Raw genomic sequence first — 9157 nt, 5'->3', positions numbered from 1 at the left:
CCACGACCACCACTGGGAACACCACATCGCACCCGACGGACACGTCGAGTGGAGACCACCCGGCCACACCACCTGGCAACGGAATCCCCGGAACGAGGCGTCACCGGGTCAGCGCGGCGAGACGACCGCGAGCGACGCGACGTAGTCCTTGAGCTCGGCCCTGCCGACGCTGCCCGTGACCAGGGTGGTCAGCTCGCCCTCGGTGCGTACGTAGGTGACGTCGCCGTCCGAGGCGGTGCGCTCGGTCCACGAGGATCCGGCGATGTCGACCTGGCCGGCCGCCTTGCTGCCCTTGGCGAACTGCCGCACCAGGGTGGCGGCGCTCTTCTGGTCCTGCTCGAGGCCCACGTACTCGTCGTCGTCGGTCACGACGCCGAGGTGCCAGCGACCTTGGGTGAGGCGGGCCGAGGTGGCGCGCCAGCCGTCGGGAAGCTGCGGCGGCGAGAGCACGGCGTAAGGAACCGCGTCTGCCACCTGCTGGGCGGCCTGGGCGTAGTCGACGGACGAGGTGGGCTCGTCGGGCGTCACCGTGACCAGCCGGCCCACGACCCACAGGGCCAGGATGATGAGCCCCAGCACCACGACGGAGCGGACCACGTCCGCCATCGAGGGATTGCCCCTGCTGCTCGTGCCTGCCATGTCCCCACCAGCCTAGTGATCCTCGACTCCCCCGTCGGCCTTGGCCCCTGCCGCGGCACTGCGCCGCTAGGCTGTGCGCGTGGAAAGCCTCAAGCCCGCCGCCCAGGCCCCGGACCGCAACCTCGCCCTCGACCTGGTGCGCGTCACCGAGGCAGGAGCCATGGCCGCCGGCCGCTGGGTCGGCCGCGGCGACAAGAACGGGGCTGACGGCGTGGCCGTCAACGCCATGCGCAGCCTCATCAACACCGTGCAGATGAGCGGTGTCGTCGTCATAGGCGAGGGCGAGAAGGACGAGGCGCCCATGCTGTTCAACGGCGAGGAGGTCGGCGACGGCACCGGACCCGCGTGCGACGTCGCCGTCGACCCCATCGACGGCACCACCCTCACCGCCAAGAGCCTGCCCAACGCCGTCTCCGTCATGGCCGTGGCACCCCGAGGCTCCATGTACGACCCGTCGGCCGTCTTCTACATGGAGAAGCTCATCGCCGGACCCGAGGCGGCCGACGTCGTCGACATCCGCCTCCCCGTGGCCGAGAACATCGCGCTCGTGGCCAAGGCCAAGGGCATCTCCAACAGCGACGTCACCGTGTGCGTGCTCGACCGTCCCCGCCACCAGGGCCTCGTCGACGAGATCCGCGCCGCCGGAGCCCGCATCAAGTTCATCATCGACGGCGACGTCGCCGGCGGCATCACCGCCGCCCGCCCCGACACCGGCGTCGACCTGCTGGTCGGCATCGGCGGGACGCCCGAGGGCATCATCACCGCGTGCGCCATCAAGGCCATCGGCGGCACCATCCAGGGCAAGCTGTGGCCCATCGACGACGACGAGCGCCAGCGGGCCATCGACGCCGGCCACGACCTCGACCGCGTGCTCGGCACCAACGACCTCGTCACCGCCGACGACTGCTTCTTCGTCGCCACCGGCATCACCGACGGCGAGCTCATGGCCGGGGTCCGCTACGGCGCTGGCAAGGCCTACACCGAGTCGCTCGTCATGCGGTCGCGCAGCGGCACGATCCGCAAGATCACGAGCGAGCACCAGCTCACCAAGCTCCAGGCCTACTCGGCCATCGACTACGAGCACTGAGCCGAGCGACCGAGAACGCTGATCCCGCCTCCGTCATACTGAGGGAATGACTGGTTCAGGCGAGCAGTTCGTCCACCTGCCCTCGGGCATCGACCTCTGCTACGAGACCTTCGGCGATCCGTCCGACCCGCCCGTCCTGCTCGCGATGGGGCTCGGCGGCCCCATGGGCTGGTGGACCACGTCGTTCTGCGAGGCGCTCGCAGAGCGTGGGCACTTCGTCATCCGCTACGACAACCGCGACACGGGTCGCTCCACCAAGCTGCGCCAGCACAAGGTCGGCCGGGGCGCCGTCATCCGGGCGTTCCTGGGTCGCGGCGGTGCTCCCTACGGGATCTCCGACCTCGCCGACGACGCGTACGGGCTGCTCGACGCGCTGGGGCTGGAGACGGCTCACCTCGTGGGCGTCTCGATGGGCGGCATGATCGTCCAGACGATGGCCATCGCACACCCCGAGCGGGTGTCGTCACTCGTCTCCATCATGTCCACGACAGGACGGCGCACCGTCGGCTGGCAGCACCCCAAGCTCATCCCGGGCCTGCTGGCCAGCTCGGGCCGCACGCGCGACAGCTACATCGAGAGGTCGCTCAAGACGGGCGCGCTCATCGCGTCACCGGCCTTCCCCACGACGCTCGAGGACTCCGTGGCCCGGGCCGAGGAGACCTACGACCGCGGCTGGATCGCGAGCGGCGTCCTGCGCCACATGCTCGCCGTCCTCACGCAGCCCGACCGCACCGAGCAGCTGGGCGCGCTCACGATGCCGGTCACGGTGATCCACGGCCTGAGCGACCCGCTCGTGCACCGCTCGGGCGGGCGGGCCACGGCCGCCGCCATCAAGGGGTCGCACCACGTGGAGATCGCCGGGATGGCCCACGACATCCCCACCCAGCTCCACGCTGCCATCATCAGCGAGATCAGCGACACCGTGGCCCGCGCCGCCAAGGTCTGAGCCACGTGCGGCCCAACCCCCAGCACGCGTCGGAGGACCCCGAGCTCGTCCGCACGCTGGTCCGCGAGCATCCCTGGGCGACGATCGTGAGCCCGACCGCGGGCGGCCTCGTCGCCTCCCACTACCCCGTGCTGCTGGCGCCCGAGGCGGAGGACCCCGGGACGCCTCTCGCGCTCGTCACGCACCTCGGCCGACCGGACGACCGGATCCACGAGCTCTCGACGAGCGAGGAGCTGCTCGTGGTGCTGCAGGGTCATCACGGCTACGTCTCTCCCAGCTGGTACGAGCCGGGCTCCTCGCAGGCCCCCACGTGGAACTTCACGGCTGCCCACCTGCACGGCCGTCCTCACGTCATGGACACGCCGGAGAACCTCGCCACCCTCACGCGGCTCGTCGCGCACTTCGAGCAGCACGTCGACGAGCCCCTGTATCTCGACCCCGTCTGGGCGGAGCGTCCGCTGCGGGGCACGGTCGGGCTGCGCATCGAGGTGACCCGGTTCGAGCTCAAGGTGAAGATGAGCCAGGACAAGGACGACCGGTCCGTGCAGAACGTCATCGACCACTTGCATGCGTCCGGCCCGTACTCACATCCGGAATTGGCCCGGGACATGGAGCGCGAGCGAGCCCGTACCCCTAGACTCTGACCACCACGATTCCAGGGGGGAACCGAGATGGTTGCTGACTTCGAGAACTACGGAGACCTGTACGGCGGCGTCACCGCCGCCCAGATCCGGACCGCGGCCGAGACGCCGGCCCAGAACACCACCGTCATCCAGGGCCTGGCGGGCGAGCTCGACGGCGACGACCAGGCCATCGCCGGTCAGCTCGAGGGCGACATCGAGGCCGGCACGCGCTCCAACCCGCAGCAGGCCGCCCAGCTCTCGCGCAGCATCGCCCAGAAGGGCAACTACGCCGTCGGGCTCATGAACCAGTTCGCCGCCGCGGTCGAGACCTTCGACGAGAAGGTCGAGGACCTCAACGAGCGTCTGCGCACCCAGACCCAGTCCCGCTACAGCTCGGTGGTCCACGACCCCGACATGCGCGACGACCCCGATCGCCCCGACTACAACGAGCTCAAGGCGCAGGTGAAGTCCGAGCTCCAGGGCGAGTACAACACCGCCGTCACGACGCTCGACACCGCGACCGACGAGGTCGCCTCGATGTTCCGCAACTACAGCGACGAGAACGTCAAGAAGCTGCTCACCTCCGGCTACATCCCCCTCGGTGCCGCCACCCTGTGGCCCGACGTCCCCCTCACGCCCGACGAGAAGCGCCAGGCCCTGCAGAACGCCATCGACAACGGCACGCTCCCTGACTTCGCCACGATGTCGCTCGAGGAGACCCAGCAGTACATCCAGGACAACCCCGAGGTCTCGGCCGGACTCCTCGAGATCATGGCGCTCCCCCACCTGTCGCCCGCCCTCACCAACCTGGTCCTGGGCCAGGCGGCGGTCGACGCCGACATCCTCAACGGCGTCGTCGAGGGCGACGGCACCTACAACGACATCGCCGACTCCACGGCCCGCCTCCAGGCCATCAACGAGTCGATCGCCGACGGTCACAAGATGACGGCCTCCGAGGCGGCCTACATCGAGCAGTACCTCAACTCCGTGGGTGCCGAGAACCTCGCGGGCCTCTCCACCACCATCCGCAACGCGATCCCCTCCGGCATGCCGCCGTACGCGGCCGACTCCATGGTCGACCAGGCCATGCGGCCCATCGCCGACTCGATCCTCAACTACAGCAACCCCGAGGTCCAGCGCGACGACGCCGGCATCGACAGCGCCGCCTACCTCGGCAGCAGCCTGTCCCCCGCCGACGGCCGCATCTCCCTCAACGAGATGCCGCAGGCCATCCAGGACCTCGTCAACCAGCGCGTCGGTCACCCCGACGGCTCCGGCGGCCTGCTCGGCACCGCTCCCGGCGAGGAGACCGTCAACGGTCCCCGCGGCCGCGGTGGAAGCGGCGAGTACACGATCGAGACCATCGGCCAGGACCAGTTCAACACCGTCGACGGCCTCGGCGCCGTCAACGGCTGGGGCGACCTGCTGTCCAGCGCGTCCGACGGCGTGCGCCCCGGCGACCAGTTCGGCGTCGACCTCGCGCACCAGGCCATCGAGGTCAAGCAGGACCTCAACACGATCGACGAGACGGCCGAGTCGCACGGCTACTACACCGGTGGCGGTCGCGGCGGCGCCGGCCGCGAGTACCACGGGCTCGACTTCACCCAGGACGACAGCGGTGTCAGCGACCTGCTCGGCATCACGGCGCGCAACGAGAACTCCTCGTCCACCGTCCTGCTCGAGGACGACTCGCGGCGCGCGCTCCTCACCGCACCGTGGATCGACGCGTCCGGCGCCGAGGAGCTCATCAAGTCCGGCACCGACCACACGCAGGGTGGCGGCGGCGACATGGACCTGCAGGCCCGCGCCGCCTCCGAGCTCATGTCCGACATCGCCGGCGACCCCATCACGTGGGAGAACCGGATGGGCGAGAACATGAGCGACTCCGTGCTCGACGTCGGTTCGCGCTGGATCGACTCCTTCGGCCGGCCCGCCACCACCGGCACGCCCGACGGCGTGGGCCACGACGAGAACGGGGTCTTCGCGCAGCTCTCCAACGACAGCCAGGACGGGTTCCTCAAGTTCGTCGCCAACAGCGGCAACAGCAACGGCGAGGACCCGATCGCCTGGCAGGGCCAGGCCCAGGCCTACTTCGACAACCAGGTCCGCGAGGCGGTGCACAGCGGCGACACCGACGCCCTGCGCGAGGCCCTGCGCCGAGCTGGCGACTTCGACGGCCGCATGAAGTCGGCCACGATCGACTGGGCCTCCGACCGCACCGAGGGCGAGCACGCCGACGAGGTGGCCGAGATCATCGAGGAGAACCGTCGACGCGCCGCCACTGCCACCTCCATCAACGTGCTGTCCGGCATCGCCGGAACCGGCCTGGGCTTCGTGCCGGGCGCCGGCCCGTTCCTGAGCGGTGCGGTGGGCACGTTCACCGGACCCATCGTCGACGAGGTGCTGGGCGAGCAGGACGTGCCCAACTTCGACGAGATCGACGACGAGAACCGCGACCGGCTCCTGCAGGACGCCCGCCGCGACGCCGACAGCCAGCGCAACATCCGCATCGCCAGCTGGTACGCCGGGCAGTACGCCAACGACCCCGACTACGCCTCGGTGTACAACGCCGACGGCTCGCCCAAGTCGTACTACGACGCCTCCCAGGACTCTGCGACGCTGTCGGACATGTCACGCCTAGCCGACAACGCGCAGGACGACTGGAACGACCGCACGGGCGACAGCTTCAGCTTCAACGACACGTATGACGACACGTTCGACACCTCCCTGGAGAACGCCAACGCCGACAACGACAACACCGACGAGGACGGCGAGGCCGTCGAGCCGACCAACACCGACGTCCACGACGACGAGGCCATGCGCCGCTACCTCTACGGCCGCCACCTCGACGAGTGGTACGCCGAGAACCCGAAGCCTGAGGGCGGACCCCAGTACCGTGGCCGTCAGCCGGTGGCGCCGGAGAACGACTGGTCGCCGCAGGAGGACCACGTGGGAACGGATCGATGAGGCTCGCCGCCTTCCTGCTCATCGGTGCGCTCGCGCTCAGCGGCTGCACCTCCGACGACGACTCCCCGGAGCCCACCGTGACCCAGACGACTCCGTCCGACGACAGCCCCAGCACGTCTGCCTCTGCCTCTGCCCCCGGCGAGGACCAGGACGTCGTGGACGACGCCGTCACGTCCGCCATCACCTCCAAGGACACCTCGGCGCTGCGCACCGCGCTGCGTGAGGCGGGCGAGGCCGACGGCAAGGCCGCAGCAGACGGACCCCGCGAGCTGACCGCCGACGCCGATCTCCGCAGGAACTACCGGGTCGCCGGCTGGTGGAGCGACCGCTACAGCAGCGAGGCCGACTTCTCCGCGCTCTTCGACGACGGGGCGCTGCGCCCCTACGACGAGATCGCCCAGGACTCGGCCTCGCTCACGAGCCTGGCCACCCTCGCCGACCGCGTCGAGAACGACTGGCAGGACGAGACCGGCCAGCGCCTGAGCCTCAACGACACCTACGACGCCACGTTCGACGAAGCGGCCGGTCGGTGACCGAGGGGCCGGCCCCCGAGACCGACCCCGTCCACCTCCGACGCCGGGCCGACGGCGCGCTCGAGCTGCGCGTCAACGGCGTGTTCGTGATGGACGACGTCGAGACGACCTCCGAACGGCTCCTCGCCACCCACGTGCTCGACCAGGGCGCCCGTGAGGTGCTGGTGGGCGGTCTCGGCCTCGGCTTCACCGCCGCGGAGATGCTCGCCCAGGGCGCCCGAAGGGTGGTCGTGGCCGAGCTGCACAGGACGGTGGTCGCGGCCGTGCAGGACGGGCACGGGGCCGGACCGCTCGACGACGATCGCATCGAGATCGTCGTGGGCGACGTGCGCGACGTCGTGGCGGCCCAGGACCCGCAGAGCCTCGACGCCATCTGCCTCGACGTCGACAACGGGCCCGACCACCTCGTGCACCAGCACAACGCCGAGCTCTACCAGCCCGACTTCCTGCACGTGTGCGCCGAGCGCCTGCGCCCTGGCGGCCACCTCGTGGTCTGGTCGTGGGCCGACTCCAAGGAGCTCCGCCGCGACCTGCGCACCCACTTCGAGAAGGTCACCTCAATCCGCGTCCCGGTGCTCCTCGGGAACCGTGAGTCCGACTACTGGCTGATCTCCGGCAGGAAGCCGTAGCCGGCGCGGTATCGTCCCTGATCGTGGCTGACGCAGAGTTCCTCTACTCCGACCTCCTTCCGACCGGACCGGACGACACGCCCTACCGACTCGTCACGAGCGAGGGCGTCCGCACCGTCGAGGTCCCGCTGCCGGACGGGTCCACCAAGACCTTCCTCCAGGTCGACCCGGAGGTCATCCAGCGCCTCACGAGCGAGGCCGTGCACGACATCAGCCACTACCTGCGCCCCGCCCACCTCGCCCAGCTCCGCACGATCATCGACGACCCGGAGGCGTCCGGCAACGACCGCTTCGTGGCGCTCGACCTGCTGAAGAACGTCAACATCTCGGCCGGTGGCGTGCTGCCCATGTGCCAGGACACCGGCACGGCCATCGTCATGGGCAAGAAGTCCGAGGGCGTCCTCACGGGCAGCGACGACGCCGAGTGGATCGCGAAGGGCGTCTACGACGCCTACACGAACCTCAACCTGCGGTACAGCCAGCTCGCGCCGCTCACCACGTACGAGGAGAAGAACACCGGCACCAACCTCCCGGCGCAGATCGAGCTCTACTCCACGCCCGGCACCGAGGGGAAGGCCCCCGAGTACAAGTTCCTCTTCATGGCCAAGGGCGGCGGCTCGGCCAACAAGTCGTTCCTGTTCCAGGAGACGAAGGCGATCCTCAACCCCAAGCGCCTGCTCGAGTTCCTCGACGAGAAGATCCGCGGGCTCGGCACGGCGGCGTGCCCGCCGTACCACCTCGCCGTCGTCATCGGCGGCACGAGCGCGGAGTTCGCCCTCAAGACGGCCAAGTACGCCAGCGCGCACTACCTCGACGCCCTGCCCACCGAGGGCTCCATGAGCGCCCACGGCTTCCGCGACCTCGAGCTCGAGGATGAGGTCTTCAAGCTCACCCAGTCCTTCGGCATCGGCGCGCAGTTCGGCGGCAAGTACTTCTGCCACGACGTCCGGGTGGTGCGGCTCCCCCGCCACGGCGCCTCCTGCCCCGTGGCCATCGCGGTCTCCTGCTCGGCCGACCGCCAGGCGCTCGGCAAGATCACGGCGGAGGGCGTCTTCCTGGAGCAGCTCGAGACGGACCCGGCGCAGTACCTGCCGGACACCACCACGGAGAACCTCATCCAGGGCGGCGAGGTGGTCCCCATCGACCTCACCCTGCCCATGGAGGAGATCCTCGCCGAGCTCCGCAAGCACCCGGTGAAGACCAGGCTCTCGCTCACGGGACCGCTCGTGGTGGCCCGCGACATCGCCCACGCCAAGATCCAGGAGCTTCTCGACGCCGGCCGGCCCATGCCGGAGTACATGAAGAACCACCCCGTCTACTACGCCGGACCGGCCAAGACGCCCGAGGGCATGGCGTCGGGCTCCTTCGGCCCCACGACGGCCGGGCGCATGGACTCCTACGTGAAGGCCTTCCAGGCCGCCGGCGGGTCCATGGTGATGCTGGCCAAGGGCAACCGCAGCAAGCAGGTCACGGAGGCGTGCCAGGAGTTCGGCGGCTTCTACCTCGGCTCCATCGGCGGCCCGGCGGCTCGCCTGGCCCAGGACTGCATCAAGAGCCAGGAGGTGCTGGAGTACCCCGAGCTCGGCATGGAGGCGGTCTGGAAGATCGAGGTGGAGGACTTCCCGGCGTTCATCGTGGTGGACGACCAGGGCAACGACTTCTTCACCGACCCCTCCGGCACCGTGACCGTCCCGGTCACCGGCCTCAGGGTGCGGTCGGCCCAGTAGCGCTCG

General features: G+C 69.8%; 8 protein-coding genes. 7 read left to right on the top strand and 1 reads right to left on the bottom strand.

What is annotated here, in order from left to right; genetic code table 11:
• Positions 1–108: 108 nt before the first annotated feature.
• The gene (locus ASD11_RS02550) at positions 109–639 is read right to left on the bottom strand and encodes a DUF4245 domain-containing protein (protein ID WP_082554119.1); all 531 of its coding nucleotides are present in this window, start codon (positions 637–639) and stop codon (positions 109–111) included.
• Positions 640–718: 79 nt separating this feature from the next.
• Between ASD11_RS02550 and glpX the strand changes: the two genes are divergently transcribed.
• From glpX to ASD11_RS02515, 7 genes are read left to right on the top strand one after another with little or no spacing between them, the layout of a single operon-like run.
• Complete coding sequence (gene glpX, locus ASD11_RS02545) at positions 719–1726, top strand: class II fructose-bisphosphatase (protein ID WP_082554118.1); 1008 nt, start codon at positions 719–721, stop codon at positions 1724–1726.
• 46 nt (positions 1727–1772) lie between these two features.
• The gene (locus ASD11_RS02540; protein WP_056282853.1) at positions 1773–2672 is read left to right on the top strand and encodes an alpha/beta fold hydrolase; all 900 of its coding nucleotides are present in this window, start codon (positions 1773–1775) and stop codon (positions 2670–2672) included.
• A gap of 5 nt (positions 2673–2677) precedes the next feature.
• Positions 2678–3316, top strand: coding sequence for an FMN-binding negative transcriptional regulator (locus tag ASD11_RS02535; protein WP_056282852.1), 639 nt, complete (start codon positions 2678–2680; stop codon positions 3314–3316).
• 27 nt (positions 3317–3343) lie between these two features.
• Entirely contained in the window at positions 3344–6262 is a 2919-nt protein-coding gene (locus tag ASD11_RS02530; RefSeq protein WP_056282849.1) for a hypothetical protein, read from the top strand.
• A complete protein-coding gene (locus ASD11_RS02525) occupies positions 6259–6795 on the top strand; it encodes a hypothetical protein (RefSeq protein ID WP_056282847.1) in 537 nt (178 codons plus the stop codon). The genes ASD11_RS02530 and ASD11_RS02525 overlap by 4 nt, the downstream gene beginning before the upstream one ends.
• Positions 6792–7424: a spermidine synthase gene (locus ASD11_RS02520; RefSeq protein ID WP_056282844.1), complete on the top strand. Its 633-nt coding sequence runs from the start codon at positions 6792–6794 to the stop codon at positions 7422–7424. The genes ASD11_RS02525 and ASD11_RS02520 overlap by 4 nt, the downstream gene beginning before the upstream one ends.
• 23 nt (positions 7425–7447) lie before the next feature.
• Positions 7448–9151, top strand: a complete 1704-nt coding sequence (locus ASD11_RS02515; RefSeq protein WP_056282841.1) for a fumarate hydratase — start codon at positions 7448–7450, stop codon at positions 9149–9151.
• The last annotated feature ends 6 nt before the right edge of the window (positions 9152–9157 follow it).

The organism is Aeromicrobium sp. Root495 (assembly GCF_001426755.1).
Lineage (GTDB): Bacteria > Actinomycetota > Actinomycetes > Propionibacteriales > Nocardioidaceae > Aeromicrobium.
Note: the sequence above shows the minus strand (reverse complement) of the source record. Positions and strands in the feature narration are given on the sequence as shown.